Origin of the sequence: Streptomyces sp. NPDC053427, from assembly GCF_044544985.1 — a bacterium.
Taxonomy (GTDB): domain Bacteria; phylum Actinomycetota; class Actinomycetes; order Streptomycetales; family Streptomycetaceae; genus Streptomyces.
Map to the genome: position 1 here is coordinate 466,289 of NZ_JBITYA010000006.1, position 25,918 is coordinate 492,206.

Consider the following 25,918-nt stretch of genomic DNA (forward strand, 5'->3'; position numbering starts at 1 on the left):
CGCCCGCCGCGATTGCTCCTAGGCCATGAAAGCCGGAGCCGCGACGGGCAGGCTAAATCGGAACTGCGCGCCGCCGGCCGGCGCCCGGCCGACGGTGATCGTCCCGCCGTGCGCCTCGACGATGCCCTTGACGATATAGAGGCCCAGGCCCGTGCCGCCGCGCTTGCTGCCCCGCCAGAAGCGGGTGAAGACGCGGCTCATCGACTCCTCGGGGATGCCGGGGCCCTCGTCGCTCACGGTGACGGTCGTCCCCTCTGATGTCGTCGCCTCTGCACTGGTCACGTCCGTTGCCGGACCGACCTCAATGGTGACCGTTCCCTCGCCGTGCCGCACCGCATTTTCCAGCAGGTTGCCCAGCACCTGGTCGACCTTGTCCGGGTCCGCCCACAGATCGGGCAGCGGCTCCAGCATCCGGATCAGGAAGCGGTCGGGCCGCTGGCCGGCGGTGGTCTGGGCCTGGACGTGCCGGCGCACCGCGGCGATCATGTCCACCCGCTGCCGCCGCACCTCCAGCCGTCCCGAATCGATCCGCGAGATGTCCAGCAGCTCGGCGATCAGACGGGTGACGCGGTTGGCATCGGCGTCCACCGTCTCCAGCATCAGCCGCTTCTGGTCGTCGGTGAAACGTTCCCACTTCTGGAGGAGGGTGGCGGTGAAGCCCTTGACGGAGGTCAGCGGCGAGCGCAGTTCATGGGCGACGGTGGCGATCAGCTCGGCGTGGCTCAGCTCCGTACGCCGCCGGGCCTCGGTGCCGCGCAGCGCGATCACCAGCCGCTCCACGGGGCCGGTCGGCCGGCCGCGGACATAGCGCGCGGAGACCAGCACCTCGCGGCCGCCCAGCAGCAGATTGCGTTCGGGCTGGCCGCGGCGGATGGCGAGCCCGCTGTAGGGGGCGGTCAGCTGCCACCAGGGGCGGCCCTCGACGTCCTGCAGCGGCAGCGCGTGCTCCAGGAGGCGGCCGAGGGCGTTGCGGGGGGCGATGCCGGTGATCCTGGCGGCCGCGGCGTTGAAGGCGATCACCCGGCCGGCCTCGTCGGCGACCACCAGGCCGTCGGGCAGATCGTCGGGATCGAGCCCCAGGCCGCCCAGGGCGGCCGTTCCGCTGTCCGACGGCCCGCGCCCGGGCCCGTCGGACAGGCCGCTGTCGGCGGTGACCGTGCTGCCGGAAGTCCTCACACCCATCCCCGTTACCCCCTTCCGGGCCCCCGAGCACGCCACACTACTAGTTCGGGTCGGATGCGCCAGGAGATCCGCCGGACACCCCTCAGGCGGGTGATCCGTGGCGGCATCCGCCGGCCGTGCGCTGGGCGCGGGCGGAGGCGTAGAGGCAGACCGCGGCGGCCGTGGCGAGGTTGAGGCTCTCCGCCCTGCCGTGGATGGGGACCCGTACGACGGCGTCCGCCAGCGCCCGGGTCTCCTCCGGCAGCCCCCAGGCCTCGTTGCCGAAGACCCAGGCGGTGGGGCCGCCCATGGAGCCGGCGTCCAGTTCGGCGTCCAGGTCGCACTCGCCCGCGCCGTCGGCGGCGAGGATGCGCACCCCGGCGCCCTGGAGTCCGCCCACCACCCGCTCGACGGGTACGCCGACCGCCACCGGGAGATGGAAGAGCGAACCGACCGACGCGCGCACGGACTTGGGGTTGTAGAGGTCCACCGAGGCATCGGTCAGCACGACCGCGTCCGCGCCCGCCGCGTCCGCGCAGCGCAGGACCGTACCGGCGTTGCCGGGGTCGCGGACGTTGGCGAGCACCGCGATCAGCTGCGGGCGGGCGGCGAGGATCTCCTCGAACGGCGAGTCGAGGAACCGGCAGACGCCGAGCAGACCCTGCGGGGTGACGGTCTGGGAGATGTCGGCGACGGTCCGGTCGTCGGCGAAGTGCACCCGCACCCCGGCCGCGTGGGCGGCCTCGACGATCTCGGCGTGCCGGTCGGCGGCCTCGAGGGTGGCGAACAGCTCGATGAGCGTGGGCTCGCCGTCCCTGCGGTGCGCGATGGCCTCCCGTACGGCCTGCGGGCCCTCGGCGATGAACCGGCGCTCCTTGCCGCGGAAGGCGCGGCGGGCCAGCCGCCGGGCGGCGGAGACACGCGGGGAACGCGGGGAGATCAGCTCGGGGGTGCCCATGGGCGGCGGCTCGCTTCTTTCGTTCGGTGCGGGGGCCGGGACGCTGGCGTCCCGGACCGGAAAAGCGGCGGACCCGCAGGCCGGGGCCTGCGGGTCCGCGTCACAACGTCGTCAGGCCGAAGTTCAGGCGGCCTTCGGGGCGTTGACGTCGCTCGGAAGCGCCTTCTGGGCGACCTCGACGAGCGCGGCGAACGCGTTGGCGTCCGTCACCGCGAGGTCGGCCAGGATCTTGCGGTCCACCTCGACGTTGGCGGCCTTCAGACCCTGGATGAAGCGGTTGTACGTCATGCCGTTGGCGCGGGCAGCGGCGTTGATGCGCTGGATCCACAGCTGACGGAAGTCGCCCTTGCGCTTCTTGCGGTCGTTGTAGTTGTAGACGAACGAGTGGGTGACCTGCTCCTTCGCCTTGCGGTAAAGGCGGGAGCGCTGGCCGCGGTAACCGCTGGCCTGCTCCAGGATCGCCCGGCGCTTCTTGTGGGCGTTGACTGCCCGCTTGACGCGTGCCACTTGTTAACTCCTTGTAGCGGGGCCGCGGTTGTCGTCACGCGGCCCGGTTTCGATTGGGTCCCGGTCTGGTCCAGCGCCCCGGCCGTTCGGCGGGGCGCCCGGACTCACTTGCCGAGAAGCTTCTTGATCTTCGCGGCGTCGCCCGGGGCCATCTCGGCGTTGCCGGTGAGGCGACGCGTCACACGGGACGACTTGTGCTCGAGCAGGTGGCGCTTGCCTGCGCGCTCGCGCAGCACCTTGCCGGAGCCAGTGATCTTGAAGCGCTTGCTGGCACCGCTGTGCGTCTTGTTCTTCGGCATGCGCCGTACTCTCCTCGTCAGTGGCGCCCCCGCAGGCACGATCCGGCAAGCGGGAGCGTCAGATGTATCGGTTGCTGTCCGGGGCGCGGTGCCCCGGATGGGATCCGGGGCGCACGCCTCGGGGATCACGCCTGGGCGTGCTCCTCGGTGGGCTCCTCGGCGGGCTCCTCCACGGACTGGTCCGCGGGAACTCCGCCCTGGCGCTCCGCCTTGCGGGCGGCCTGCGCCTCGCGGGCCTCGGCCATCGCCTCGGTCTTCTTCTTGTGCGGACCGAGAACCATGATCATGTTTCGGCCGTCCTGCTTCGGGTTCGACTCGATGAAGCCGAGGTCCTCCACGTCGGACGCGAGACGCTGCAGCAGTCGGAAGCCCAGCTCGGGACGGGACTGCTCGCGACCACGGAACATGATCGTGATCTTGACCTTGTCACCCTGCTTGAGGAACCGGACGACGTGACCCTTTTTGGTGTCGTAGTCGTGCGGGTCGATCTTCGGCCGGAGCTTCATCTCCTTGATGACCGTGTGCGCCTGGTTCTTGCGCGCCTCACGGGCCTTCATGGCCGACTCGTACTTGAACTTCCCGTAGTCCATGAGCTTGCAGACCGGCGGACGGGCGTTCGCCGCCACCTCGACCAGGTCGAGGTCGTACTCCTGCGCAAGCTCCAGGGCCTTGGCAAGCGGCACAATGCCGACCTGCTCGCCACTGGGACCGACGAGTCGCACCTCAGGGACGCGAATCCGGTCGTTGATGCGGGGCTCGGCGCTGATGGATCCTCCTCGGTAGCACCACGCGACGGCCTGGCGGACTGCCGCGTAACGTCTGTTTCGGTGTGACCAACCGCGCCGGTACATGAAAAATGCCCCGGACGGGACACAGGCGGGGCTCCGGAAAGGATCAGGAACACCGCCGCGAAGTCTCCGCGGGGCGCAGCCGGACCGTTGACCCGCCAACCCTGAGGTCGGTGCGGGTGGGAGATCGGAGCCTCCACTTGTGGGCCGGTCACATAGGTGTCCGGCCGGTCGTTCACACCAGAATACACGAGTCAAGGGGTGACACCCACTCCTGTGCGAGCGCGGACCCGCCCACGCGCGTGCGGGCACTCCCGGCCGCGGTGTCCGGCGGCGCGGGCCATAGGCTGGAGGCGATCCCCTCGGCAGGAAGTGAAGCACCAGGACATGAGCGACCAGACCCCGCAGCAGCCGGAGCAGCAGCCCGACGCGGCGCACCCGGCCGAGCCGGCGAACCCCGGCTTCGAGGACATGACCCGTGACATCGCAGAGGTGCCGGCGGTCGAGGTGATCACGACGGTCGCGGTGCATCTGATGAGCTCGGCGGCGGTCAACCTCGGGCTGGCCGAGGACGGCGAGGCGCACAAGGACCTCGACGAGGCGCGCAAGCTCATCCAGGCGCTGGCGGGGCTGGTCACGGCCAGCGCCACCGAGATCGGCTCGTACCACGCGGCGCCGCTGCGGGACGGCCTGAAGTCGCTGCAGCTGGCCTTCCGCGAGGCGTCGGTCGTACCGGACGAGCCGGGCCAGGGCCCCGGGGAGAAGTTCACCGGGCCCGTTTACGGCTAGGGCGCTTCTGCGCATCCGCGAGCCCCGGCCGCCACGGCCGGGGCTCGTCGTCGTGTGGGCGCGGGCGTCGCGCGCTCAGACCCGCTCGCCGGACTCGGACTCACCGGCCTCCTCGTCCGCGACGAGCCGCGGTTCGTGCGGCGGGTGGGTGATCTGGTGCACCACGGCGGCCAGCGCGCCGCCGATCAGCGGGGCGACGATGAACAGCCACAGCTGGGTGATGGCGCCGCCGCCCGCGAACAGGGCCGGGCCGATGCTTCGCGCGGGGTTGACGGAGGTGCCGTCCAGCGGGATGCCGATGAGGTGGACGGTGCCCAGCGCCAGACCGATTGCCAGACCGCCGAAACCGATCACCGCCACCCGGTGCGTGACCCCGAGCACGACGAAGACGAACAGGAACGTCATCACGATCTCGGCGATGAACGCGCCGCCGAGGTTGAGGTGCACCGCCGAGCGGTCGCCCCAGCCGTTCGTGCCGAACGCGTCGTGCGTCTTCAGGCCCGGCACCTGCTTGGCGACCAGGAAGAGCAGGGCCGCGCCGACGATGCCGCCGAGCACCTGCGCGATCCAGTACGAGACCGCCCGGTGCAGGGAGATCCGGTGGGCCAGCAGCATGCCGAGCGTCACGGCGGGGTTGATGTGGCAGCCCGAGATCGGGCCGAGCGCGTAGGCCAGCGCCAGCATGGTGAAGCCGAAGGCCAGGGCGATGCCGAAGGTGCCGATGTACTCGCCCGCCAGCACGGCCGCGCCGACGGCGAAGAACACCAGCAGCAGCGTGCCGAGGAATTCGGATACGACTGTGCGGGTCTCCGTGGTCTCCATGGGCTCTCCTCGCGTGGATCTTGAGCTCATCCCATAGTGCGGGCGAGGAGCCGAACGCGCTCGTTGGCGAGGGGATCGCGGGAGGTCAGCGGCGGCCAGGTCAGCGGCGGTAGAAGGCCTCCGTGGGCCGGTCGCCGCCCGGCGGCAGCAGGGCCAGGTCGAGGCCCTTGACCAGGCGCTCGCGCAGCACCTCGTCGGTGGCCAGCGCGTGTGCCAGACGCTGGGCGACCTCGGCGGTGGGCGCGTCCGGGGCCAGGCCCAGGGCGAGGGTCGCGTCGGTCTCGTCGGAGGGTGCCAGGCGGGCGACGAGGACGGCCGGCTCGGCGGCGAGTAGCGCGCGCAGGGCCTCGGTGACGGCCGGGTCGGCCAGCGGGTCGGTGCTCCGTCGGCCCTCGGCCAGGGCCCGCAGGGCGGCTCCGGTGAGCTGGTAGGTGACCGGGCCGGCGAGATCGACGACGACGGTGTCGGCCTGCTCGTGGGAGGCGGCGAGCAGGGCCTGCCGCATCGGGACGGCCACCGGGCGGGCGTCGGCGCGCCAGCGCCGGAGGGCGTCCATGGAGGTGAAGGCGGGGAGGGCGCGGCGGCCGTCGGGGGCCTGGAGGGTGGGAACGGCCATATCGCTGGTCTTCTCGCGGCGGAGGCCGTCGGGGCCGGTCTCGACCTCTCCCAGGACGGCGACCACGGGGACCAGGACGCGTGCGTCGGCCAGCGCCGCCAGCAGGCCGGGCTCGGTGCCGCGGTCCTGGCCGTAGGCGGTCAGCGCGGCGGCGAGGGCCGGGTCGGCCGATCCGTCGTCGTCGGAGAAGCCGGGGTCGGGGATGTTTTTCTGCACGTCGCGAGCGTAACGGGCGGGCGCTCGCGGCCGGTGTCCGGTGCGGCGCCGGGCGGCGGGCGGCGGTCGGCTCCACGGTGGATTCCTTAAGAGGACAGAAATTGTCCTACAAGGGGTCTAGCGTCTTCCTCACGTTGAGACGCGCCGACCCAGGAGGCAGTCAGATGTCCGTCAACCCGATTCCCCAGGGCTACACCACCGTGACGCCGTGGATCATCTCCCGCGACACGGTCCAGCTGATCGACTATCTGAAGCGGGCCTTCGGGGCGGAGGAGATCGCGTGCCTGGCGAACGAGGACGGAAGCATCGGGCACGCGGAGGTGCGGATGGGCGACTCGGTGGTGATGATGTTCGACGCGCGTCCGGAGTGGCCGCCGACCCCGGGCTTCCTGCGCCTCTACGTCGAGGACGCCGACGCCGTGCACCGCCAGGCCGTCGCGGCCGGCGGCACGTCGGTCACCGAGGTCACCCACCTCGCCTTCGGCGACCGGGTCGGGCGGGTGCGCGATCCCCAGGGCAACCTGTACTGGGTCCAGACCCGCGTGGAGGAACTCGAGCCCGCGGAGATCGAACGACGCCTCGGTGACCCGGAGTTCGTCAAGGCGATGGAGTACGTCCAGGGCGCCGACTTCTTCCCGGGCGGGGCCGCCGGCCTCGGCTGACGTGCGGCGCGGCCGGCCGCTTCCTATCGGGGGCGGCGTCGCCAGATGACGACGCCGGCCACCAGCAGCGCCGCGCCGGCCGCCCCCACCGTCCAGGCGAGCCAGGCGGTGGGAGAGCCGACGTCCGGCGCGGGGGCCGGTCCGGGGCCGAAGTAGCGGTGGGCGTAGGCGGCCGAGCTGGGCTTTTGGGGCACCGGCTTGAGGGCGGCGGCCCGTTCGAGGGCGGCGGCCGCGTCCGCCAGGCCGGCGCCGAAGTCGTCGTTGCGGCCGCCCTGGGGGGTGTCCTGGGCGGTGGCGGTGAGGAGTTGTTTGATCTGGGCGGGGCTCAGATCGGGGTGTTCGGCGCGGATCAGGGCGATGGCGCCGGAGACCAGAGCGGCGGCGGGGCTGGTGCCGTTGCCGTTGTAGTAGGTGCGGTCCGGGTTGGACATGATGATCGTCTCGCCGGGGGCGCAGACCGTGGCGTACCAGTGGCGGGTGGAGAACGTGGTCCGCTCGCGCGCCTGGTTGACGGCGGTGACCGCGATGACGCCCGGGTAGGCGGCGGGGTAGGAGATGTGGTCGCCCTTTCCGCCGTCGTTGCCCGCCGAGGCGACGACGGGGATGCCCTTGCCGAGGGCGTACTGGATGGCGGCGTCCTCGCGCGGCTCGGGGTGCGCGGTGTCGCTGTCGTCCCCCAGGGACATGTTGATGACGTCGGCTCCGTGGTCGGCGGCCCAGCGGATGCCGTCGGCCAGGGCACCGGCCTTCTCGGTGCGGGCCCGTTCGCGCTGGGGGTCGCCGTCCTCGAGGATCACGCGGACGGGGAGGATCCTGGCCTCGGGGGCGATGCCGAGGACTCCGTCCTGGCGGCCGGCGCCGTGGCCGTGGCCGGCGATGACGCTGGCCATGCCGGTGCCGTGGTCGGCCCAGGTCTTGTCGCCCGGTCCGGCGCCGAAGCCGACCAGGTCCTTCTCCGGCAGCACCTGGCCCGTGAGGTCGGGCTGGTTCGCGTCCACGCCGGTGTCCAGGACGGCGACGGTGATGCCCGCGCCCTTGGTCGTCCGCCAGGCCTGCTGGGCGTGCATCGCCTGCAGGGCCCACTCCTGGGCGCGGACGGTGTCGGCCTGCGCGGGCGGCGGGGGCAGCACGGACAGCGCGGCGGTGGCGCACGCGACGGCGAGACCGCGCCGCAGGTTCCTACGGCTCACGGCTCCTCCGTGTTCTGCCCGGAGATCCCCGACTGCTTGCGGAAGATGTCCTCGATGCGGTCCGCGAGGCTCTTCGCGTCGTGGCCGAGGCCGGACTCGGCGGGGGCGGTGGTGGTGCCGGGCCGGACCGCGGCCTCGGCGGGCTGCGGATCGGTGACGGTGCGGCCGTCGGCGAAGCCGGAGACGGCGTAGACGACGACCGGGATGTCGGTGAGGATCCGGACGGTCCAGCTCGCCCGCTGGGCGTTCCCGAAGTGCGCGGCCGGGGTGCCCTCGGCGGCGTACGGCAGCGGCATCATGGTGGCGCGGGCGGCCAGGCTCTTGGTGCTGAAGCGGGAGTTCATCGCCAGCATGCCGGGGGCGTCGGCCTTGGCGGTCAGGGCGCCGACGGTGATGACGCCGGAGCGGGTGGCGTCGACGTAGGTGGCGCGCAGCAGGCGGGCGCAGCCCACCGGGGCGAGCGTCTCGGCCAGCGCCGGGTCGAGGCCCTTGGCGCAGGTGCTGTCGGGGGCCACGGCGATGCGGGTCCAGCGCCGGTCGGCGCCGCCGGGGCCGACGCCCAGGCCGTCGACGGTGCGCGGGAAGAGCGTGTCGACGGGGGTGTTGCGCCAGACGTCGCGGCCCTTGGCGAACGTGGCCTGGGGAGTCGGGGGCGCGTCGGACCCTTCGGTGAGCCAACTCCCGGCCGCCGCACCGCCGATGAGGCCGATGCCGAGGACCAGGCAGGCGGCGATGACGAGGCGGCGCCGGCGGGAGCGGCGGGTTGCGGGCAGGGGTGCGACCGGGGCGGCCGGGCGCGGTCCGGCTCCCTGGTGCGGCAGGGCGGTTCCCGGCCAGGGGGGAGCGGGCGGGCGGGCGGCCGCGGGGGGTGCCGCGGGGGCGCTCTCCGGAGCCGCGGGCGCCCCGCCGTGCGCGCCGTCGCGGCGTGCGTTCCACAGCGCCTCGCTGTGGGCCAGGTGGAAGGCGGCGGTGTCGCGGAAGGACACGGGGCGGCCGGCCGGGGGCGCCGGGGCGGGCGCGGCCGGCCCCTGGGCCGGGCGGGGCGGCAGCTGCGGGCCGGCGGCGGGCGGCGGCGTACGGGGGCGGGGCGGGGCGGGCGGCGGGGTCGCGGGACGCGGCGGGGCCGTCGGAGGCATCGGGCCGGTGGGCCGCTGGACGGGCGGGGCGGCCGGCGGCGGGACGGTGGGGTCGGCGGGCACCGGGCGCAGCACGGTGGTCCGCGGGTCCTCGTCCGCGGCGGGGGGTACGGAGGGCGCGGGGCGGTGCGGCGGCTGCGGGGGTATGGGAGGGGTGTGCTGCGTGTCCGCGCAGTCGGCGTCCGTACCCACCCGCGCTCCCCCTTGCGCTGCCGCCCCGGCGTCGATCCGCAATCGGGGCAGGCTTGCTCGTATCCGGACATCACGCCGCTGACCTGCCGGTTGCCGCGTCCCGACACTGTACGGGCTGCTGCCGCCACCGCGGCAACCTGTGTCCACTCTGTCGCGAACTCTCCCCTACCCAGTGGTAGTCGCGTCTGGCAGGCTGCGGCCATGCCCCAGTACACCGCCGACGCGTATGGCGACAAAGACCGGTACGACCGCGCCACCGCCCACCTCGACGCCCCGCTGGCCGTCGTCGATCTGCGGGCCTTCGACGCCAACGCCGCCGATCTGGTGCGCCGCTCGCAGGGCAAGCCGATCCGGGTGGCGAGCAAATCGGTGCGCTGCCGGGCGCTCCTGGAGCGGGTGCTGGCGCGGGACGGCTTCTCGGGGATCATGAGTTTCACGCTGGACGAGTCGCTGTGGCTGGCGCGTTCGGGGTTCTCGGACGTGCTGCTGGCGTATCCCTCGGCGGACCGGGCGGGATTCGCCGAGCTGACCGCCGATCCCGAGCTGGCGGCGGCCGTGACGGTGATGGTCGATGACCCCGTCCAGCTGGATCTGATCGACGCCGCCCGGCCGGCCGGCGGCTCCGGTGAGGAGATACGGGTGTGCCTGGAGCTGGACACCGCCTACCGGGTGCTGGGCGGGAAGGTGCGGGTCGGTGCGCGGCGGTCACCGCTGCGGGCGCCCGCCCAACTGGGCGCGCTGGCGAGGGCGGTGGCCCGCCGCCCCGGGTTCCGGCTGGTGGGGCTGATGGCGTACGAGGGGCATGTGGCGGGGGTGGGCGACGAGGTCGCCGGGAAGCCGGTGTTCTCGCGGGCGATCCGGGTGATGCAGGCGGCGGCGCGCAAGGAGCTGGCGCAGCGGCGCTGGGAGGCCGTACGGGCGGTGCGGGCGGTGGCGCCGCGGCTGGAGTTCGTCAACGGCGGCGGGACCGGCAGCGTGCAGCACACCGCGGCGGAGGCGGCGGTCACGGAGATCGCGGCCGGGTCGGGGCTGTACGTGCCGCGGCTGTTCGACAACTTCCGTTCGTTCAGCGGCCGTCCGGCGGCGTTGTTCGCGCAGCCGGTGGTGCGCCGGCCCGGTCCGGGGGTCGTCACGGTGCTGGGCGGCGGCTATCCGGCGTCGGGGGTGGCGGGCGCGGACCGGCTGCCGGAGCCGTATCTGCCCGCCGGGCTGCGCTACGACCCGCAGGAGGGGCCCGGCGAGGTGCAGACGCCGCTGCTGGGGACGGCCGCGGACGCGCTGGCGATCGGCGACAAGGTGTGGTTCCGGCATGCCAAGGCCGGTGAGCTGTGCGAGCGGTTCGCGCAGCTTCAGCTGGTCGACGGGGACCGGGTGGTGGAGACGGTGCCGACGTACCGGGGCGAGGGCCGCACCTTTCTGTGACGCGGTGCGGCCCCCGGCCGTACGCCCGGTCGCTCAGAACACCCGGTCCTTCTGGTCCGGGATCACCGAACCGTCGGGGCGGTGGAGCGGGGCGAGCTTGCCGTCCGGCCGGACGTAGCCGGCGGTCGAGCAGGGGTACGCGGCGGTCTGCCGCTTCTCCGGCTCGATGAACATCGGGTTGATGAGCCAGCGGCCGTCGCTGTTGTCGTAGGCGCGGCAGGTCAGCTCGGTCTTGTTGCGGTTGAGGGCCAGGTGCGCCCCGGTCGCGTCGCCGACGAAGGTGACGTCGGTCTCGGCGTCGCCCGCGGCGAGGGCGGGACGGTGCGCCGGGTCCTGCTGCTGCCAGGCCTTGGCGCCCTTGACGTGGTAGATCTCCTGGTTGATCCAGCAGCGCTTGCCGTCCATGTACGTCAGGACCTCGCCGTGCGTGTCCTCGACGTCGCCGCAGCCCTGGACGCCGTTGGTGAGCCGGCCGTCGCGGACGATGTTGCGGATGCCGATGACGTGGTCGCGGTCGATGCCCACACCGGGCGCCCAGGCCCGCACGACCGGTTCGGAGGAGGCGGAGACGATGTAGACGTCGAAGTTGGCCTTCTGAAGGGTGTGGATGAGGTCGCGCTGCTGGTCGTAGTAGCGCACATAGCCGGCCATGGTGTGCGTGCCGACCTTCTGCTCCTTGCCGACCGGCGCGGCGAGGTTCTCGGTGCGCGCCTGGCGGGCGAGCGCGGTCAGCTGCTCCGGGGTGCGCCCGCCGAAGAGCTGGGTGATCCAGACGTAGGAGGGCACCGTGCGCCGGTGGTTCCACTCCCCCGCGAACGCGGTCTTCCCGTCGGAGGTCTTCTCGTCCTGGTAGACGTCGAGGATCTCGTCGGTGCAGTCGGTGTCGGTCGACGTCGGCAGGGGGCTGCCGGGGCGTACGGACGTGCCGCAGGCCTTGGTGAGCGCGCGGTGGGCGTCGTCGGTCAGCCACTTGTTGGTGGCCTTCCAGCTGGTGGGCTGCAGCACCTTGTCGTGCCGGAGCATCCAGGCCAGCGTGGCGTCGGAGATGTCGTTCTTGACGACGGTGTTGTCCCAGTCGAAGGTCGCGACCGGCTTGGCGCCCTCGGATCCCGAGCAGCTGCCCCGTTGGTCGATCGTCTTCTGCAGTTTGGCGCGGTTGTCGCCGTACCACCCCTTGGCGACATGGAGGGTGGGGCACCGGCGCGGGGCCGCATCCGTGGTGGCCAGCTGCGTGGCCGCGATGCCGCCTCCCACGACGACGACGGCGGCGGCACCCACCGCCAGCCAGCGATGCTTGTTGAGCATGGAACGCACTCCTGTCGAACGAGGGATCGAAGGCGGACGCTAACGCATGGCAGCCGGGCGTCGCGCGACGCCCGGCTGCCATGACGCTTTGCCGGAAGTGAACAACTGGCGCTTACACAGGGGTGACGTACGCGCCCGCGATGCCGCCGTCGACCAGGAATTCGGCGGCGTTGACGAAGGAGGAGTCGTCGCTGGCGAGGAAGGCGACGGCGGAGGCGATCTCCTCGGGCTCGGCGAACCGGCCGACCGGGACGTGCACGAGGCGGCGCGCGGCGCGCTCGGGGTCCTTGGCGAACAGCTCCTTGAGCAGCGGGGTGTTGACCGGCCCGGGGCACAGGGCGTTGACCCGGATGCCCTCGCGGGCGAACTGCACGCCCAGCTCGCGGGACATGGCCAGCACGCCGCCCTTGGAGGCGGTGTAGCTGATCTGGGAGGTGGCGGCGCCCATCACGGCCACGAAGGAGGCGGTGTTGATGATGGAGCCGCCGCGCCCGGTCTGCTCGAACTGCTGCTGCATGTACGGGAGGGCGTGCTTGCAGCAGAGGTAGACCGAGGTGAGGTTGACCTCCTGGACGCGCTTCCAGGCGTCGAGGCCGGTGGTGAGGATGGAGTCGTCGTCGGGCGGCGAGATGCCGGCGTTGTTGAAGGCGATGTCGACCGAGCCGTAGGTGTCGAAGGCGGTCCTGTAGAGCGCCTCGACCTCGTCGGAGTCGGTGACGTCCACCTTGACGAAGGTGCCGCCGACCTCTTCGGCGGCGGCCTTGCCGGCCGTCTCGTCGATGTCGGCGCAGACGACGTTGGCGCCTTCGGAGGCCAGGCGGCGGGCGGTGGCCAGGCCGATGCCGCTGCCGGCTCCGGTGATCACGGCGGTACGGCCGACGAGGCGGCGGCACACTGCGGTCTGGTCGGTCACTTGCTCTCCTCGGTGCTGTGCTGGGTGCTGGGTTCGGTGCTGATGAAGATGTTCTTGGTCTCGGTGAAGGCGGCGAGCGCATCCGGGCCCAGCTCGCGGCCGAGTCCGGACTGCTTGAACCCGCCGAAGGGGGTCCAGTAGCGCACGCTGCTGTGGGAGTTGACGGAGAGGTTGCCCGCGGCGACGGCGCGCGAGACGCGCAGGGCGCGGCCGACGTCGCGGGTCCACAAGGAGCCGGAGAGGCCGTAGTCGGTGGCGTTGGCCAGGCGTACCGCGTCGGCCTCGTCGTCGAAGGGCAGGACGACGGCGACCGGGCCGAAGATCTCCTCGACCGCCGTACGGTCGCCGGGGCGTCCCTCCAGGACGGTGGCCGGGTACCAGAAGCCCTTCCCGGCGGGGGCCTCGCCGCGGATGGCGGCCGGGGCGTCCTCGGGGACGTAGGACCGTACCCGCTCGCGCTGGGCGGCGGAGATCAGCGGGCCCATCTGCGTGGCCGGGTCGGCCGGGTCGCCGACGGTGAAGGCCTGGACGGCGGGCTCCAGCAGCTCCATGAAGCGGTCGTAGACCGAGCGCTGGACGAGGATCCGGCTGCGGGCGCAGCAGTCCTGGCCGGTGTTGTCGAGGAAGGAGCCGGGGGCGGCGGCCGCGGCGGCCTCGAGGTCGGCGTCGGCGAAGACGATGTTGGGGCTCTTGCCGCCGAGTTCCAGGGTCAGCCGTTTGGTCTGCTCGGCGCAGCGGGCGGCGATCTGGCGGCCGGTGGCGGTGGAACCGGTGAAGACGACCTTGGCGACGCCGGGGTGGTCGACCAGCGCGGTGCCGGTGACCGGGCCCTCGCCGGGCAGGACCTGGAAGAGGTGCTCGGGGAGCCCGGCCTCCAGGGCGAGTTCGGCGAGCCTGAGCGCGGTGAGCGGGGTGGTCTCGGCGGGCTTGAGGAGGACGGCGTTGCCGGCCGCGAGCGCGGGGGCGGTGCCCCAGGCGGCGATCGGCATCGGGAAGTTCCAGGGGGCGATGACGGCGACGACGCCGAGCGGCTCCTGGACGGTGATGTTCAGGCCGCCCGCGACCGGGATCTGGGTGCCGGTCAGGCGCTCCACTCCCCCGGCGGCGTAGTGCAGCAGATCGCGGACGTTGCCCGCCTCCCATTGGGCGTTGCCCAGGGGGTGGCCCGCCTCGGTCAGCTCCAGTTCGGCGAGCTGCGGGATGTGGGCGTCGACGACGTCGGCGAAGCGGCGCAGGAGGCGGGCGCGGTCGCCGGGGGCGACGGCGGCCCAGGCCTCCTGGGCGGCGGCGGCCCGGCGGACGGCGGCGTCGACCTCGGCGGGCGAGGTGGTGGGGACGGTGGCCACCACTTCCTCGGTGGCCGGGTTGAGGATGTTCAGTTCGTGCAGACCATTGGACACGGTCGGGTTCCTTACATGCGCTCGAAGGAGCGGAAGCGCTCCCAGTCCGTGACGGCGGCGTCGTAGGCGTCCTGCTCGACGCGGGCCATGTGGCGGTAGTGGTCGACGACCTCGTCACCGAAGGCGGCGCGGGCGATCGGGCTGTTCTCCCACCGCTCGGCGGCTTCGCGCAGGGTGGTGGGGACGTGCGCGGCGTCGCCGGCGTAGGCGTTGCCGGTGGTCGCCTCGGGGAGTTCCAGCTCGTTCTCTATGCCGTACAGGCCGGCCGCGACCATGGCGGCGACCGCGAGGTAGGGGTTCACATCGCCGCCGGGCAGGCGGTTCTCCAGGCGGTGCGAGCGGCCGTGGCCGACGACCCGCAGGGCGCAGGTGCGGTTGTCCGGGCCCCAGGCGACGGCGGTGGGCGCGAAGGAGCCGGGGCGGAAGCGCTTGTAGGAGTTGATGTTGGGGGCGTAGAAGAGCGTGAAGTCGCGCATCGCGGCGATCTGCCCGGCGAGGAAGTGCCGCATGATCTTCGACATGCCGTACGGGCCGTCGTCGTCGGCCATCACCGGCCGGCCCTGCTCGTCCTGGAGCGAGAGGTGGATGTGGCAGGAGTTGCCCTCGCGCTCGTCGTACTTCGCCATGAAGGTGAGCGCCATGCCCTCCTGCGCGGCGATCTCCTTGGCTCCGGTCTTGTAGATGCTGTGCTGGTCGCAGGTGGTGAGCGCCTCGTCGTAGACGAACACGATCTCGTGCTGGCCGAGGTTGCACTCGCCCTTGGCGGACTCGACGGTCATGCCGGCCGCGCCCATCTCGTTGCGGATACGGCGCAGCAGCGGCTCCACGCGGCCGGTGCCCAGGACGGAGTAGTCGGCGTTGTACTGGTTGGCGGGGTTCATCTGGCGGTAGCCGCGCGACCAGGCGTCCTCGTAGGTGTCCTTGAAGAGCATGAACTCCAGCTCGGTGCCCACGTGCGCGCTCCAGCCCAGCTCGCCGAGCCGGTCCAGCTGGCGGCGCAGGATCTGCCGGGGCGAGGCGGCGACCGGGGAGCGGTCGTGCCAGGCGAGGTCGGCGGTGATCAGGGCGGTGCCGGGGTTCCAGGGGGTGCGGCGCAGGGTGGCGGTGTCGCCGTGCATGGCGAAGTCGCCGTAGCCGCGCTCCCAGGAGGACATCTTGTAGCCGTCGACGGTGTTGAGGTCGACGTCCACGGCGAGGAGGTAGTTGCAGCCCTCCGTGCCGTGGTCGAGGACGGTGTCGAGGAAGTAGCGGGCGGCGAACCGCTTGCCCTGGAGCCTGCCTTGCATATCGGTGAAGGCGAGGACGACAGTGTCGATCTCCCCGGCATCGACGAGGACTCTGAGCTCCTCGACGGAGAGTGGGGGCGTGCGGTCTGCCACGGTGTTGCCTCCTGTCACTGCATCCGGAAGTCATAAGGTAGGCACACGAACCATTGATTGGGAAGGGGTTGCGATGGACGGTGCGGCTGATCGGCTGGCACCCGTGCTGCGGCCGGTGCGGGCGGGCAACGGTTTCGAGGAGGCCCTGGAGCAGATACTCCAGATCGTCCGGCTCGGCCTGGTACCCCAGGGCGAACGGCTGCCGGCGGAGCGGGAGTTGGCGGAGCGGCTGCAGATCAGCAGGGTCACGCTGCGCGAGGTGCTGAAGGTGCTCCAGGACGAGGGCCTGGTGGAAAGCCGCCGCGGACGCTACGGCGGCACGTTCGTCCGGCGGCGGACGACGCATCCGGGCGAGCCGGAGCTGCGGCGCCGGATCGAGAAGATCGACGTCGAGGACACCCTGCGCTTCCGGGAGGTGCTGGAGGTGGGCGCGGCCGGGCTCTGTGCGGCCCACGGGCTGAGCGACGAGCAGGCCGACCGGCTGCGCGAGGCGCTGGCGGCGACCCAGGACGCCCCGCTCGCGGACTACCGCCGCCGCGACACCCTGCTCCACCTCACCCTCGCCGAGCTGTCCGGCTCGCCGTCGCTGGCCGCCCAGTACGCGGCCGTACGGGCGGGCGTGAACGACCTCCTGGACTGCATCCCGCTGCTCGTACGCAACCTGGAGCACTCCCAGACCCAGCACGCCGCGCTGGTGGAGGCCATCTTGGAGGGCGACGCGGACGGCGCGCGCGAGGTGATGCGCGAGCACTGCTGCGGGACCGCCGCCCTGCTGCGCGGATTCCTCACGGCCCCGCCGGCCCGGCCCGGGGCCTGAGACCAGCGGTCCGAGACCCCGCGTTAACCAGTCTTTTACCCAGGGGTCTTGCGCCGCCCCGGCACGGAGAGCAAAGGTATGCCGCTGAACCTTTGCACGATTCCCCCTCGGCAAGGCAGGAGCGGCTCATGGCCGACAGCACCACTTCGCAGAGCGCACCGCCCCCCACGGCCCCGGGCGCCGCATCGTCCGACGAGGCCTATCTGGAACGCCGGACCCTGCGCCGCGGCAGCGCGGGCCCGCTGCTGCTGACCGGCCTGGGCGTCGCCTATGTCGTCTCCGGCGACTTCTCCGGCTGGAACAACGGCCTGGCGCAGGGCGGCTTCGGCGGCCTGGCGATCGCCGCCGTCCTGATGGGCCTGATGTACACCTGTCTGGTCTTCGCGCTGGCCGAGCTGGCCTCGATCCTGCCGACCGCGGGCGGCGGCTACGGCTTCGCCCGGCGCGCCCTGGGCACCTGGGGCGGCTTTCTGACCGGCACCGCGATCCTCATCGAATACGTCCTCGCCCCCGCCGCGATCTCCATCTTCATCGGCGACTACGTCGAATCCCTCGGCCTCTTCGGCCTGCACTCCAGCTGGCCGGTCTATCTCGCCTGCTTCGTGATCTTCATCGGCATCCATCTGTGGGGTGTGGGCGAGGCACTGCGCTTCAGCCTGATCGTCACCGCCATCGCGGTCGCCGCGCTCGTCGTCTTCGCCCTCGCCGCGCTCACCGACTTCCATGTGGACGCGCTCAACGACATCCCCGTCGAGGCCGGTGCCTTCGGCGCCAGCTCCTGGCTCCCGTTCGGCGTTCTGGGCATCTGGGCGGCGTTCCCGTTCGGCATGTGGTTCTTCCTCGGCGTCGAGGGCGTCCCGCTGGCCGCCGAGGAGACCAAGGACCCGGCGCGCTCGCTGCCCAAGGCGATGGCCGCCGCGATGGGCATCCTGCTGCTGCTCGCGCTGATCACCTTCGCCGCCGCCACCGGGGCGCGCGGCTCGGCCGCCATCCAGTCGGTCGGCGATCCGCTGGTCCAGGCGCTCCAGCCGCACGGCAAGCCGACCACGGTCGGCCGGATCGTCAACTACGCGGGCCTCGCGGGCCTGGTAGCGTCCTTCTTCTCCCTCATCTTCGCCGGCTCCCGGCAGCTGTTCGCCCTCTCCCGGGCCGGCTACCTCCCCCGGTTCCTGTCCCTCACCAGCCGCCGCAAGGCCCCCTACCTGGGCCTGCTGGTCCCCGGCGCGCTGGGCTTCGCGCTCGCCGCGGCCACCGGCGACGGCGCCCGGATGCTGAACGTCGCCGTCTTCGGCGCCACCATCTCCTACGCCCTGATGGCCCTCTCCCACATCGTGCTGCGCCGCCGCGAGCCCGGCCTGCACCGCCCGTACCGCACCCCCGGCGGCATGCTCACCTCGTCCGTCGCCTTCGTCCTGGCCCTCTCGGCGCTGGTCGCGACGTTCCTGGTGGACAAGGACGCCGCCTTCATCGCGCTCGGCGTGTACGTCGTGGCGCTGGCCTACTTCGCCTTCTACTCCCGGCACCGCCTGGTGGCCGCGGCCCCCGAGGAGGAGTTCGCCGCGCTGGCGGCCGCCGAGGCCGAACTCTCCCGCGACTGAAACCGCACCCCTGCCACACCACCTACGGAGGACGACCCGATGTCCCAGCCCCTCATCGGCATCAGCACCTACCAGGAAGAGGCCCGGTGGGGGGTCTGGACGCTGCCCGCCGCGCTGGTGCCCGCCGGATACCCCCGGCACGTACAGCGCTCGGGCGGGCTCCCGGCGCTGCTGCCGCCCGGCGACCCGGCCACCGCCGCGGCGACCGTCGCGCGGCTGGACGGGCTGGTGATCGCCGGCGGCGCGGACGTCCAGCCCGCGCGGTACGGCGCCGAGCCGCACCCCAGGACCGGCCCGCCCGCACGGGACCGGGACGCCTGGGAACTGGCCCTGATCGAGGCCGCGTTGGCGGCCGGTACGCCGCTGCTGGGCATCTGCCGGGGGCTTCAGCTGCTGAACGTGGCGCTGGGCGGCACGCTCATCCAGCACCTCGACGGCCATGCGGGCGCGCCCGGGGTCTTCGGCCGCCACGACATCAAGCCCGTTCCCGGCACCCTGCTGGAGCGGACGCTGCCCGAGCCGGTCTCCGTACCGACCTACCACCATCAGGCGGTGGACCGGCTCGGCCGCGGGCTGGTGGTCTCGGCGTATGCGGAGGACGGCACCGTGGAGGCCCTGGAGCTGCCGATCGCGCACGGCTTCGCGCTGGCCGTGCAGTGGCATCCGGAGGCCGGGGACGACCCGCGCGTCATGGACGCGCTGGTGGCGGCGGCGCGCGGGGCGTCCCCGGCCTGAGCGGCTATCTCAGAGTTCCCTCGACCCGCAGAAGTAGGGGATCCAGCCGCGGTTGCCCGCGTAAGAGATCTTCAGCCAGGTGTTGTCCTTGTGCCCGCACAGGTTGTACGAGCCCCCCTCCGAGGCAAGACCGCCGACTATGCAGGCGGTCTTGCCCTTGGGGAAGAGCCCGAGCGCGGTGGCGCCCACCTTCTTCTCCGTGCGGATCTTCACGCTCTCCTGCGCCTCCGCGCGGACGCAGGAGGCCGGCGCTGCCGCGGTGGCCACGGCGGCGGTGTGCGCCGTCCCGGGCGTGCTTGCCGTGGCGACACCGCTGGTCAGGGCGGTGCCGAGCAGGGCCGCCGAGGCGACGGCGGGCGCGATGAACTTGAGCCTCATATGTGGTGGTTCCCCCTTGCGCATGATGTCGAGCGCCTTGGACACGCCGACGATTCGCGCATGCTAGCGAAATATGCGCAGAGTGATCAACGCTCCCGGCGGGCCCGTGAGCGCCGCCGCCACCGCTCAACTCCCCGCCCCCGCAAGGGCGTCGGGCAGGGGCGCGGCCGACCGGCGACCGGCCGCGCCCCCGCCCGTCGGCGCCTCGGCACCTCAGTGCGTCAGCGGATACGACGCCCGGCCGGACGCCGCGTCGATCTCGTCGTGCGCCTTGGTCAGCAGCTTCATCGCCAGTTCGTTGAGCGCTCTGGCTCCCGCGACCTCCTCGCCGACCCTCGGCTGGTCCGAATCGGCCGGATGACGGCTGGCGTAGCCGTGCGCACGTACCTCGCTCCCGTCCGCCAGCCGCACCAGGGCCGCCGCACGCGTGCGGTGGTGGTCCTCCTCGAATTCCAGCTCGACATGCCATCCGACAGCGGTCTGCATCTTCACCATGACGATCACCTCCGGAACCGCTGTTACCAGGGTGCGCCTGCTCGTGCATCCGCGCACAATGTGCCGGTACGGGCCTCGCCCTAGCCCCGGAAGTCGTCCGCCACGCCGACCAGCAGGACCCGGCTCTCCGGTACGAGGGAGCGCCAGCGGTGGGTGACGCCGCCGGAGCAGTAGAAGGTGTCGCCCGGCCCCAGCCGGTGGCGGCTGCCCTCCGCCTCGGCCTCCACGCAGCCCTCGATGACGTACATCAACTCGTCGTGCGGATGCCGGAATTCGCGCTGCCAGTCGTGCCGGCCGGTGAACTCCAGGGCGTGCAGCTGCTGCCGGCCGCGTACCAGGGGGCGCACCCGGCCGCGGTCGCCGTCCTCGGGGACGGCCGGGGAGCCGGCGCGGACGACGTCGACCGTACGGGGGCCGTCGGCGGCGGCCAGGAGGCGGACCGCGGTGGTCTCCAGCGCGTCGGCGATCTTCTGCAGCGAGCGCATGCTGGGGCGGGCGCGGTCGTTCTCGACCTGGCTGAGGAAGGGGGCGGACAGTCCCGTGCGGCGGGCGAGTTCGGCCAGCGTCAGCTCCAGGGCGCGGCGGCGTCTGCGTACTCCGGCCCCGACCCGGGGAGTGTCCGCCGCCTCGCTCATCGTTCGCTCCTTATCGGTGCGTTCACAGATCTGCAACAACGCGCCCCTAACGTCTACGCTGTTTGATCCCATCAAACAAAGTTTGACGGAATCAATCTCCACGATCTACGACAGCACGTTTGACCAGGGGATTCCTCATGACCGCAGTCGATCAAAACACACGCCGCCGCCGGGGCACCGGCCTGATCGCCCTGGACGAACAGGCCGCGTACGCCGGCTACACCCTCTACGCTCCGCTGACCGGCGGCGGCGAGGTGCTGCTCATCGACCTCCACGGCACCGTCGCCCACCGCTGGCGGCTGCCGCACCGTCCCGGCCGGCACGCCCGCATCCTGCCGAACGGCAACCTCGCCTACAACGCCACCCTCCCGGACCAGGCCGCGCTGTTCCCCATGTGGCACAAGTACCGGGGCGGGCTGATGCAGGAGATCGACCCGGAGGGGACGGTGCTGCGGGAGTTCACCGACCCGCTCCAGCACCACGACGCGCACCACTACGGCGACGGGCGGATCCTCTACACCGCGCTGGAGCCGCTGACCGGCGAGCGGGCGGCGGCGGTCCGCGGCGGCGTGGCCGGATCGGAGGCGGACGGCGGCACGGTGTACGCCGACACCCTCCGCGAGGTCGACGCGGACGGCCGGCTGCTGTGGTCCTGGCGGGTCGCCGACCACCTCGACCGCGACGCGTACGCCCTGCACCCCGGCTACTCCCGCGAACACTGGCCGCTGATCAACTCCGTCCTCCCGCTCGCCGACGGCAACATCCTGGCCGGCCTGCGCAGCGTCTCCGCGGTGATCGTCATCAGCCGGTCCACCGGCGAGATCCTCTGGCGTACGGAGCCCGGCCTGGTCTCCCAGCAGCACCACCCCACCGAGCTGCCCGACGGCAACATCCTGATCTTCGACAACGGCGTCTTCCGGCCCGGCCACGACGTGCCCTTCTCCCGTGTCATCGAGGTGGAGCGGCCGGCCGGCAAGGTGGTGTGGGAGTACCACGACCCGGCCCGCGAGGCGTTCTTCGCGCCGTTCATGGGCAGCGCCCAGCGGCTGCCCAACGGCAACACCCTGATCACCGACTCCCCCGCCGGGCGGCTCTTCGAGGTGACGGCGGAGGGCGTGCTGTGCTGGGAGTACGTCGTCCCGCAGTTCGGCAGCTACCGCGAGCCGGAGGTCGGCGCACTCTTCCCGTCGCTGAACAACGCGGTCTTCCGCGCCTACCGCTACGACGCCGGGCAACTGCCCTGGCTGACCCGGCGGGTGTGAGCGATGACCGCCTCGCCAGGGCCCCCGGCGCCCGCCGCGCCCCCGGTGGACGAACGGCTTCCGCTGCTGCGCCTGCTGCCGCTCGCCGCGCAGCACGTCCTCGCGATGATCGCGGCCCCCGTCTCCACGGTCTTCCTGATCGCGGCCGGGCTGCATCTGCCGCCCGCCCGCACCGCGTCCCTGCTCAGCGCCACCCTGGTGCTGTGCGGGGCCGGGGCGCTGCTGCAGTCCTTCGGGGTGCTGGGGACCGGGGCCCGGCTGCCGTTCATGATGCTGCCGGGCGGCGCGGCGGTGGCCGTCTTCCTGGAGACCGCCCATGCCCACGGAGCCGCCACCGCCTCCGGCTCCGTGCTGCTCGCGGCCGCCCTGCTGCTGGCCGTACTGCCGCTGTACGGGCGGCTGCTGCGGTTCTTCCCGCCGCTGGTGATGGGCACGACGGTGCTGGTCATCGGCATCAACATGGTCCATGTCGCGGCGCCCATGGCGGTCGCGGGCCGCCGGCCGGCACTGGTCACCATCGCCGCCACCGCCCTGTGCTTCCTGATGCTGCGCGGTGCCTGGCGGCAGCTGTCGGTGCTGATCGGCATGGTGGCCGGCACCGCCGCCGCCGCGCTCACCGGCGGCGACGCGTTCCGTACCGTCCCGGGCGACGCGGTGCTGGCACTGCCGCAGCTGCTCCCGTACGGCGCCCCGCGCTTCGATCTCCTGGCGGCCCTCCCCCTGATGGTCCTCGCCCTCGCCTCGCTCGCCGAGGCGACCGGGCAGACCGTCCTCAACAGCGAGGCGGTGGGCCGTACTCCCGACCCGGCGCGCGATGTGCCGCGCACCGCCCGCGCGGATGCGGTCACCTCGCTGGGCGCCGGGCTGCTCGGCGGCCCGGTGATGGTGACCAGCGCGGAGAACATCGGCATCGTCCGGCTCACCGGCATCCGCAGCCGCTTCGTGACCGCCGCGGCCGGCGCGCTGCTGGTCCTGAGCGGTCTGCTCGCGCCGGTCGCCCGGCTGCTCGCCGCGCTGCCCACCGCGGTGGTCGGCGGCGCGGCCCTGGTGATCTACGCGGTGATCGCGGCCATGGGCATCGACATGCTCCGCCGCACCGACCTCGCCGACCGCGCTGCGTCCACCGTCGTCGCGCTCACCCTGCTGGCGGGCCTGCTCCCCGTCCTGGCCCCGCAGTTGTACGCCCCGCTGCCCGGCTGGGCCCGCCCCCTGTTCGGCAGCGGGGTACCGGCCGCCGCCCTGACGGCGGTCGTGCTGTCGGCGCTCTTCGGGCGGGTCCGGCCGCCCCGCTCCCCCGTCGAGCCTCAGCCCCCCTGCGTCAGCCCCAGCAGCTGCCGCGCCGGACCCGCGGGTCGCTGACCGGTCGGCCATACGGCCCGCAGATCGCGCCCGAGGCGCAGGCCCTGCACGGGGATCTCCACCAGCCGGCGGGCGGTCAGCTCCTCCCCGACGGCGAGTTCGCTGACGACGGAGGGCGCGGCCTCGCTGACGACGGCGGCCTTCACCGCGGTGGTCGAGGCGAGTTCGAGCAGCGGTTCCGCCAGGCCGCCGTGCCGGGCGAGCGCCGCGTCCAGCACCTGGCGGGTGCCCGAGCCGCGTTCGCGCAGGATCAGCGGGGTGGCGGCCAGTTCGGCGGCGGTCACCTCCGTACGGCGCCTGCACCAGCGGTGGGAGGGGGCGGCGACCACGATCAGCCGGTCGTGGCCGATGACCGCGCCGTCCAGCCCCGCCGGCACCTGAAGGCCCTCGACGAAGCCGAGGTCGGCCTCGCCCGCCAGCAGCCGTTCGGCGACCGCGCTGGAGTTGCCCGCGAGCAGCGACACGGCGGTCCCGGGGCGCTGGGAGCGCAGCGCGATCAGCCAGCCGGGCAGCAGATACTCGGCGATGGTCATGCTGGCGGCGACCCGCAGCCGGGAGTCGCGGCGGCCGCGCAGCGCCTGCGCACCCGCGTCGAACGCCTCGGCCGCCTCCACCACCCGCCGCGCCCAGTCCGTGACCAGCACCCCGGCGTCGGTGAGCCGGGAGCCGCGCGGCGAGCGTTCCACCAGCGCCACGCCGAGCTGCCGTTCCATCGAGCGGATCCGGCTGCTGGCGGCGGGCTGGGTGATGCCCGTCGCGCGGGCGGCCCGCCCCAGGCTGCCGAGCCGGGCGACGGCGAGCAGCAGCTCCAGCGCGCCGAGGTCCGGGACCCGGTGCGCGAGCGGTACGGCGGCGGGTTGACCCTCTGCGCTGCACATAAACCCAGCTTATGCCCTCATAGACGCAATGGCCCTGGTGGCGGCGGCCCGGCACGGCGACGCTCGAACCATGACCCTCACCGCGCAAGCACCTTCGCGGACCGCGGGCGCCGTCCATGGCACCCGCGGCACCGCTTCCTCCCTCCGCCATCTCGGCCCGAACTGGTACGCCGCCGTCATGGGCACCGCGATCGTCGCCAACGCCGGCACGGCCCTGCCGCTCGGCACACCTGGGCTGCGCGGCGCGTACACGGTGATCTGGGCGCTGTCGGCGCTGATGCTGCTGACGCTGCTGGGCGCCCGGACGGTGCACTGGGTCCGGCACCCCGACCAGGCCCGGCAGCACCTGCTGGACCCGGCGGTCGCGCCGTTCTACGGGTGCCTGTCGATGGCGCTGCTCGCGGTCGGCGCCGGCACCCTCGCGGTCGGCCGGAACGTCCTGGGCGCCGGGGCCGCGGTCGCCACCGACGCCGTGCTGTGGACCGCGGGCACCCTCATCGGGCTGACGGCCGCCGCCGCGATCCCGTATCTGATGGTCACCCGGCACCGCATCGAGCCGGGCAGCGCCTCCCCGGTGTGGCTCCTGCCGCTGGTCGCGCCCATGGTGTCGGCGGCCACCGGACCGGCCCTGGTGGCGCATCTGCCGGCCGGGCAGGAGCGGGCGGGCATGCTGCTGGCCTGTTACGCGATGTTCGGGATGTCGCTGCTCGCGACGCTGGTGATGCTGCCGCTCGTCCTGAACCGGCTGTTCCACCACGGCCCGCTGCCGCTCGCGCTGACCCCGACGCTGTTCCTCGTCCTCGGCCCGCTGGGCCAGTCCACCACCGCCGTGCACAACCTCGCCGACGCCGCCCCCGGGGCCGTCGCCGCACCCTGCGCGCACGCGATGGCCGCCTTCGCCGTCCTGTACGGCGTGCCCGTGATGGGCTTCGCGCTGCTGTGGCTGGCGATCGCCACGGCGATGGTGGTGCGGGCGTTCCGCCGGGGCATGGGTTTCGCCATGACCTGGTGGGGCTTCACCTTCCCGGTCGGCACCTGTGTCACCGGGGCGGCGGGACTCGCCCGGAACACCGGGCTCGCCGCGTACACCTGGCTGGCGGTGGCGCTGTTCGCCGTCCTGGTGACGGCGGTGGCGGTGGCCGCCGCGCGCACCGGGCTCGGTCTGGCGCGCGGACAGCTCCTGGCGCCGCCGAGGCCGCAGCCCGCGGTCCGGTAGTCACGGCGCCGCGGCAGTCACCGCGCCCCGGCCACCGCCGCCGCCAGCACCCCGGCGGCCTCCGCCAACGACGGCCCGTACCAGGTCAGATGGCGCCCGCTGACCAGCGCGGCGGGCAGGTGGGGAAACGCCTCGGGCCCGTCCTCGGCGGTGAAGCGGTACGGCTCGTCGGGCAGCACGACGAGATCGGCGGCGGTGGCGTTGAGCTCGTCGAGGGGGATGCGGGGGTAGCGCTCGGCGTGCCCGGCGTAGAGGTTGCGCACCCCGAGCCGGGCGAGCAGATCACCGGCGAAGGTGTCCCGCCCCAGCACCCTCCACGGCCGCCGCCAGATCGGCACCACCGCGCTCCGCTGCGCCGCCTCGCCGGGCAGGTCCCGCCAGGCGGCCTCGGCGGCGTCCAGCCAGTCGGGCCGGGGCAGCCGGCAGCCGCGCACCAGCACCCGTTCCAGCTCGCTCAGCGCCTGGTCGAGCGTGCGGATCTCGGTGACCAGGACATTCAGCCCGGCGGCCCGCAGCGCGTCCAGGTCCTGCGGGCGGTTCTCCTCCTCGTTGGCGATCACGAGGTCGGGCGCGAGGGCGGCGATCCCCGCGGTGTCGGGGTTCTTGGTGCCGCCGATGCGGAGGACGTCGAGCCCGGCGGGGTGGCTGCACCAGTCGGTGGCGCCGACCAGCAGCTCGGGCGCGCCGGCGGCCACCGCCTCGGTGAGGGAGGGCACCAGGGACACCACGCGGCGGACGGAGGCGCCGGGAGGGCTGGGAGTCATCTCCCCACGGTACGCGGCCCGGCCCG

27 protein-coding genes are annotated in these 25,918 nt (G+C 73.1%); 9 read left to right on the plus strand and 18 right to left on the minus strand.

The features are described from left to right. Positions 1–18 precede the first annotated feature (18 nt). From ACIGWZ_RS19605 to infC, 5 genes are all read right to left on the minus strand, one after another. Positions 19–1,182 carry an ATP-binding protein gene (locus tag ACIGWZ_RS19605; protein ID WP_400066234.1) on the minus strand — a complete coding sequence of 388 codons (1,164 nt, stop codon included), beginning with the start codon at positions 1,180–1,182 and terminating at the stop codon, positions 19–21. An 82-nt stretch (positions 1,183–1,264) separates the two neighbouring features. After that, positions 1,265–2,119, minus strand: coding sequence for a TrmH family RNA methyltransferase (locus ACIGWZ_RS19610; RefSeq protein ID WP_400066236.1), 855 nt, complete (start codon positions 2,117–2,119; stop codon positions 1,265–1,267). A gap of 123 nt (positions 2,120–2,242) precedes the next feature. Further along, complete coding sequence (rplT, locus tag ACIGWZ_RS19615) at positions 2,243–2,626, minus strand: 50S ribosomal protein L20 (RefSeq protein ID WP_393541208.1); 384 nt, start codon at positions 2,624–2,626, stop codon at positions 2,243–2,245. A 104-nt stretch (positions 2,627–2,730) separates the two neighbouring features. Further along, entirely contained in the window at positions 2,731–2,925 is a 195-nt protein-coding gene (gene rpmI, locus ACIGWZ_RS19620) for a 50S ribosomal protein L35 (RefSeq protein ID WP_006607578.1), read from the minus strand. A 125-nt stretch (positions 2,926–3,050) separates the two neighbouring features. After that, the gene (gene infC, locus ACIGWZ_RS19625; protein ID WP_393541210.1) at positions 3,051–3,776 is read right to left on the minus strand and encodes a translation initiation factor IF-3; all 726 of its coding nucleotides are present in this window, start codon (positions 3,774–3,776) and stop codon (positions 3,051–3,053) included. A gap of 324 nt (positions 3,777–4,100) precedes the next feature. Here infC and ACIGWZ_RS19630 point away from each other — a divergent pair, with 324 nt between their 5' ends. After that, positions 4,101–4,502, plus strand: a complete 402-nt coding sequence (locus tag ACIGWZ_RS19630; protein ID WP_400066239.1) for a DUF1844 domain-containing protein — start codon at positions 4,101–4,103, stop codon at positions 4,500–4,502. Positions 4,503–4,577: 75 nt separating this feature from the next. Here ACIGWZ_RS19630 and ACIGWZ_RS19635 read toward each other — a convergent pair whose 3' ends face one another. Together ACIGWZ_RS19635 and ACIGWZ_RS19640 are read right to left on the minus strand one after the other, a co-directional pair. Beyond that, complete coding sequence (locus tag ACIGWZ_RS19635; protein ID WP_400066241.1) at positions 4,578–5,324, minus strand: MIP family channel protein; 747 nt, start codon at positions 5,322–5,324, stop codon at positions 4,578–4,580. Positions 5,325–5,424: 100 nt separating this feature from the next. After that, a complete protein-coding gene (locus ACIGWZ_RS19640) occupies positions 5,425–6,156 on the minus strand; it encodes an SseB family protein (protein ID WP_400066243.1) in 732 nt (243 codons plus the stop codon). 164 nt (positions 6,157–6,320) lie between these two features. Between ACIGWZ_RS19640 and ACIGWZ_RS19645 the strand changes: the two genes are divergently transcribed. After that, a complete protein-coding gene (locus tag ACIGWZ_RS19645) occupies positions 6,321–6,818 on the plus strand; it encodes a VOC family protein (protein ID WP_400066245.1) in 498 nt (165 codons plus the stop codon). 23 nt (positions 6,819–6,841) lie between these two features. On the opposite strand, the gene mycP is transcribed toward ACIGWZ_RS19645, so the two are convergent. Next, positions 6,842–8,008 carry a type VII secretion-associated serine protease mycosin gene (mycP, locus tag ACIGWZ_RS19650; RefSeq protein WP_400066247.1) on the minus strand — a complete coding sequence of 389 codons (1,167 nt, stop codon included), beginning with the start codon at positions 8,006–8,008 and terminating at the stop codon, positions 6,842–6,844. Further along, complete coding sequence (locus ACIGWZ_RS19655) at positions 8,005–9,336, minus strand: hypothetical protein (RefSeq protein ID WP_400066249.1); 1,332 nt, start codon at positions 9,334–9,336, stop codon at positions 8,005–8,007. The genes mycP and ACIGWZ_RS19655 overlap by 4 nt, the downstream gene beginning before the upstream one ends. 201 nt (positions 9,337–9,537) lie before the next feature. Between ACIGWZ_RS19655 and ACIGWZ_RS19660 the strand changes: the two genes are divergently transcribed. Further along, entirely contained in the window at positions 9,538–10,758 is a 1,221-nt protein-coding gene (locus ACIGWZ_RS19660; RefSeq protein ID WP_400066251.1) for an amino acid deaminase/aldolase, read from the plus strand. Between the two features lie 33 nt (positions 10,759–10,791). Here ACIGWZ_RS19660 and ACIGWZ_RS19665 read toward each other — a convergent pair whose 3' ends face one another. The 4 genes from ACIGWZ_RS19665 to ACIGWZ_RS19680 form a co-directional block, all read right to left on the minus strand. Further along, positions 10,792–12,063 carry a haloacid dehalogenase-like hydrolase gene (locus ACIGWZ_RS19665; protein ID WP_400066253.1) on the minus strand — a complete coding sequence of 424 codons (1,272 nt, stop codon included), beginning with the start codon at positions 12,061–12,063 and terminating at the stop codon, positions 10,792–10,794. A 112-nt stretch (positions 12,064–12,175) separates the two neighbouring features. Further along, a complete protein-coding gene (locus ACIGWZ_RS19670; protein ID WP_400066255.1) occupies positions 12,176–12,976 on the minus strand; it encodes a 3-oxoacyl-ACP reductase in 801 nt (266 codons plus the stop codon). After that, entirely contained in the window at positions 12,973–14,376 is a 1,404-nt protein-coding gene (locus ACIGWZ_RS19675) for an aldehyde dehydrogenase family protein (RefSeq protein WP_400066257.1), read from the minus strand. Before ACIGWZ_RS19675 ends, ACIGWZ_RS19670 begins: the two co-directional genes overlap by 4 nt. A gap of 11 nt (positions 14,377–14,387) precedes the next feature. Next, complete coding sequence (locus ACIGWZ_RS19680; protein ID WP_400066259.1) at positions 14,388–15,755, minus strand: glutamine synthetase family protein; 1,368 nt, start codon at positions 15,753–15,755, stop codon at positions 14,388–14,390. A 73-nt stretch (positions 15,756–15,828) separates the two neighbouring features. Here ACIGWZ_RS19680 and ACIGWZ_RS19685 point away from each other — a divergent pair, with 73 nt between their 5' ends. The 3 genes from ACIGWZ_RS19685 (at position 15,829) to ACIGWZ_RS19695 (ending at position 18,905) form a co-directional block, all read left to right on the plus strand. After that, a complete protein-coding gene (locus tag ACIGWZ_RS19685) occupies positions 15,829–16,572 on the plus strand; it encodes a FadR/GntR family transcriptional regulator (protein WP_400066261.1) in 744 nt (247 codons plus the stop codon). A gap of 128 nt (positions 16,573–16,700) precedes the next feature. After that, positions 16,701–18,170, plus strand: a complete 1,470-nt coding sequence (gene eat, locus ACIGWZ_RS19690) for an ethanolamine permease (RefSeq protein ID WP_400066263.1) — start codon at positions 16,701–16,703, stop codon at positions 18,168–18,170. 39 nt (positions 18,171–18,209) lie between these two features. Continuing rightward, positions 18,210–18,905: a gamma-glutamyl-gamma-aminobutyrate hydrolase family protein gene (locus tag ACIGWZ_RS19695; RefSeq protein ID WP_400066265.1), complete on the plus strand. Its 696-nt coding sequence runs from the start codon at positions 18,210–18,212 to the stop codon at positions 18,903–18,905. Positions 18,906–18,914: 9 nt separating this feature from the next. Here ACIGWZ_RS19695 and ACIGWZ_RS19700 read toward each other — a convergent pair whose 3' ends face one another. From ACIGWZ_RS19700 to ACIGWZ_RS19710, 3 genes are all read right to left on the minus strand, one after another. After that, complete coding sequence (locus ACIGWZ_RS19700) at positions 18,915–19,328, minus strand: hypothetical protein (protein ID WP_400066267.1); 414 nt, start codon at positions 19,326–19,328, stop codon at positions 18,915–18,917. A 168-nt stretch (positions 19,329–19,496) separates the two neighbouring features. Further along, positions 19,497–19,778: a DUF1876 domain-containing protein gene (locus ACIGWZ_RS19705; protein ID WP_400066269.1), complete on the minus strand. Its 282-nt coding sequence runs from the start codon at positions 19,776–19,778 to the stop codon at positions 19,497–19,499. A gap of 80 nt (positions 19,779–19,858) precedes the next feature. Further along, entirely contained in the window at positions 19,859–20,413 is a 555-nt protein-coding gene (locus ACIGWZ_RS19710) for a helix-turn-helix domain-containing protein (protein ID WP_400066270.1), read from the minus strand. Between the two features lie 137 nt (positions 20,414–20,550). Between ACIGWZ_RS19710 and ACIGWZ_RS19715 the strand changes: the two genes are divergently transcribed. Continuing rightward, positions 20,551–21,675 carry an aryl-sulfate sulfotransferase gene (locus tag ACIGWZ_RS19715; RefSeq protein ID WP_400066273.1) on the plus strand — a complete coding sequence of 375 codons (1,125 nt, stop codon included), beginning with the start codon at positions 20,551–20,553 and terminating at the stop codon, positions 21,673–21,675. Between the two features lie 3 nt (positions 21,676–21,678). Next, positions 21,679–23,034 (plus strand): uracil-xanthine permease family protein, encoded by a 1,356-nt coding sequence (locus ACIGWZ_RS19720; protein WP_400066275.1) that lies wholly within the window; start codon positions 21,679–21,681, stop codon positions 23,032–23,034. Here the strand turns inward: ACIGWZ_RS19720 and ACIGWZ_RS19725 are convergent. After that, the gene (locus ACIGWZ_RS19725; RefSeq protein ID WP_400066277.1) at positions 22,980–23,912 is read right to left on the minus strand and encodes a LysR family transcriptional regulator; all 933 of its coding nucleotides are present in this window, start codon (positions 23,910–23,912) and stop codon (positions 22,980–22,982) included. The two genes, ACIGWZ_RS19720 and ACIGWZ_RS19725, sit on opposite strands and share 55 nt — an antisense overlap. Positions 23,913–23,982: 70 nt before the next feature. Between ACIGWZ_RS19725 and ACIGWZ_RS19730 the strand changes: the two genes are divergently transcribed. Further along, on the plus strand, positions 23,983–25,128 hold the full coding sequence (locus tag ACIGWZ_RS19730; RefSeq protein WP_400066279.1) for a TDT family transporter: 1,146 nt from the start codon (positions 23,983–23,985) through the stop codon (positions 25,126–25,128). Between the two features lie 17 nt (positions 25,129–25,145). On the opposite strand, the gene ACIGWZ_RS19735 is transcribed toward ACIGWZ_RS19730, so the two are convergent. After that, positions 25,146–25,892 carry a helical backbone metal receptor gene (locus ACIGWZ_RS19735; RefSeq protein ID WP_400066281.1) on the minus strand — a complete coding sequence of 249 codons (747 nt, stop codon included), beginning with the start codon at positions 25,890–25,892 and terminating at the stop codon, positions 25,146–25,148. Positions 25,893–25,918 lie beyond the last annotated feature (26 nt).

What these genes read in the sequence shown, in the direction of transcription:
- ACIGWZ_RS19605 (WP_400066234.1), bottom strand. Translation starts at nt 1,182, where the DNA reads ATGGGTGTGAGGACTTCCGGCAGCACGGTCACCGCCGACAGCGGCCTG.
- ACIGWZ_RS19630 (WP_400066239.1), top strand. Translation starts at nt 4,101, where the DNA reads ATGAGCGACCAGACCCCGCAGCAGCCGGAGCAGCAGCCCGACGCGGCG.
- ACIGWZ_RS19685 (WP_400066261.1), top strand. Translation starts at nt 15,829, where the DNA reads ATGGACGGTGCGGCTGATCGGCTGGCACCCGTGCTGCGGCCGGTGCGG.
- ACIGWZ_RS19705 (WP_400066269.1), bottom strand. Translation starts at nt 19,778, where the DNA reads ATGGTGAAGATGCAGACCGCTGTCGGATGGCATGTCGAGCTGGAATTC.
- rpmI (WP_006607578.1), bottom strand. Translation starts at nt 2,925, where the DNA reads ATGCCGAAGAACAAGACGCACAGCGGTGCCAGCAAGCGCTTCAAGATC.
- ACIGWZ_RS19665 (WP_400066253.1), bottom strand. Translation starts at nt 12,063, where the DNA reads ATGCTCAACAAGCATCGCTGGCTGGCGGTGGGTGCCGCCGCCGTCGTC.
- infC (WP_393541210.1), bottom strand. Translation starts at nt 3,776, where the DNA reads ATGTACCGGCGCGGTTGGTCACACCGAAACAGACGTTACGCGGCAGTC.
- eat (WP_400066263.1), top strand. Translation starts at nt 16,701, where the DNA reads ATGGCCGACAGCACCACTTCGCAGAGCGCACCGCCCCCCACGGCCCCG.
- ACIGWZ_RS19660 (WP_400066251.1), top strand. Translation starts at nt 9,538, where the DNA reads ATGCCCCAGTACACCGCCGACGCGTATGGCGACAAAGACCGGTACGAC.
- ACIGWZ_RS19610 (WP_400066236.1), bottom strand. Translation starts at nt 2,119, where the DNA reads ATGGGCACCCCCGAGCTGATCTCCCCGCGTTCCCCGCGTGTCTCCGCC.
- ACIGWZ_RS19710 (WP_400066270.1), bottom strand. Translation starts at nt 20,413, where the DNA reads ATGAGCGAGGCGGCGGACACTCCCCGGGTCGGGGCCGGAGTACGCAGA.
- ACIGWZ_RS19725 (WP_400066277.1), bottom strand. Translation starts at nt 23,912, where the DNA reads ATGTGCAGCGCAGAGGGTCAACCCGCCGCCGTACCGCTCGCGCACCGG.
- ACIGWZ_RS19735 (WP_400066281.1), bottom strand. Translation starts at nt 25,892, where the DNA reads ATGACTCCCAGCCCTCCCGGCGCCTCCGTCCGCCGCGTGGTGTCCCTG.
- ACIGWZ_RS19715 (WP_400066273.1), top strand. Translation starts at nt 20,551, where the DNA reads ATGACCGCAGTCGATCAAAACACACGCCGCCGCCGGGGCACCGGCCTG.
- ACIGWZ_RS19720 (WP_400066275.1), top strand. Translation starts at nt 21,679, where the DNA reads ATGACCGCCTCGCCAGGGCCCCCGGCGCCCGCCGCGCCCCCGGTGGAC.
- ACIGWZ_RS19635 (WP_400066241.1), bottom strand. Translation starts at nt 5,324, where the DNA reads ATGGAGACCACGGAGACCCGCACAGTCGTATCCGAATTCCTCGGCACG.
- ACIGWZ_RS19695 (WP_400066265.1), top strand. Translation starts at nt 18,210, where the DNA reads ATGTCCCAGCCCCTCATCGGCATCAGCACCTACCAGGAAGAGGCCCGG.
- ACIGWZ_RS19730 (WP_400066279.1), top strand. Translation starts at nt 23,983, where the DNA reads ATGACCCTCACCGCGCAAGCACCTTCGCGGACCGCGGGCGCCGTCCAT.
- ACIGWZ_RS19645 (WP_400066245.1), top strand. Translation starts at nt 6,321, where the DNA reads ATGTCCGTCAACCCGATTCCCCAGGGCTACACCACCGTGACGCCGTGG.